Raw genomic sequence first — 957 nt, 5'->3', positions numbered from 1 at the left:
AAAGCCGGTACCGGCTTTCCAACTTGAACGCCTTGAAACGCCGGGTGAAATGTTAACGCAAGCTGATTTAAAGGGTGAAGTGTCGATGATCAATGTTTGGGCTACATGGTGCCCGGCATGTAAATACGAACATCCTTTTTTAATGATGCTTGCGCGTAAAAATATTTTACCTATTTATGGTGTTAATTATCGAGATGAGCGTGCGCCAGCAATACGTGAGTTAAGTCGTGAAGGCGATCCCTACACGCTTAACATTTTTGATAAAGATGGACGTTTAGGTTTAGACCTTGGGGTATATGGAGCACCAGAAAGTTTCATTGTTGACCATAACGGTATAATCCGTTTCCGCTACGCGGGGCCAGTTGATAGTAATGTCTGGAGTGAAACACTCTACCCAATGATCCAACAGTTACAAGCTGAAGCTAAACAAGACGGAGTTTAATAATGAAAACATTGAAAATACTTGTTGGCTTGATGACAAGTTTAGTTTTAGCTTTTAATGTGATGGCAACGCCAGTAGATACTTATGAATTTAAATCTACCGATAACCAAAAGCGTGCGTTGAACTTAGCGCACTCTTTACGTTGCCCACAGTGTCAAAATCAGAACTTGATCGATTCTAATTCGCCAGTAGCCCAAGACCTCCGTCTTGAAGTCTACACCATGGTTGACGAAGGAAAGAGTGATGATCAAATAGTAGATTTTATGACAAGTCGTTACGGTGACTTTGTACTATATAAGCCAAGATTAGATCCTAAGACCTACATTCTATGGATTGGCCCATTTGTACTAATGCTTATTGCACTTTACATTGCATTGGTTGTTGTTCGTAAACAACGTGGTAAAGCAGCAAATGTGGAGCAAGAGTTAACTGACACAGATCGTGACGAGTTAGCCGCTTTATTAGCAAGCAAGCAACAGCGAGATGAAAAATGAACAAGATGATCAAATTGATCA

General features: G+C 40.8%; 2 protein-coding genes. Both read left to right on the top strand.

Annotation, left to right across the window (positions count from 1 at the left end; all coding sequences use genetic code 11):
• Nucleotides 1-442, top strand: a 442-nt coding sequence (locus AB4160_RS19460) for a DsbE family thiol:disulfide interchange protein (RefSeq protein WP_372006087.1), incomplete at its 5' end; no start/stop codon positions are given.
• Nucleotides 443-444: 2 nt separating this feature from the next.
• The gene (gene nrfF, locus AB4160_RS19455) at nucleotides 445-936 is read left to right on the top strand and encodes a heme lyase NrfEFG subunit NrfF (RefSeq protein WP_102440373.1); all 492 of its coding nucleotides are present in this window, start codon (nucleotides 445-447) and stop codon (nucleotides 934-936) included.
• Nucleotides 937-957 lie beyond the last annotated feature (21 nt).

This window comes from Shewanella sp. 10N.286.51.B8, assembly GCF_041469325.1.
GTDB lineage: Bacteria > Pseudomonadota > Gammaproteobacteria > Enterobacterales > Shewanellaceae > Shewanella.
The sequence above is the reverse complement of the archived record's forward strand: the minus strand, read 5'-3'. Positions and strand labels throughout refer to the sequence as shown.

Excerpts from the sequence above, each read along its gene's own strand:
- nrfF (WP_102440373.1), top strand. The coding sequence starts at position 445 with ATGAAAACATTGAAAATACTTGTTGGCTTGATGACAAGTTTAGTTTTA.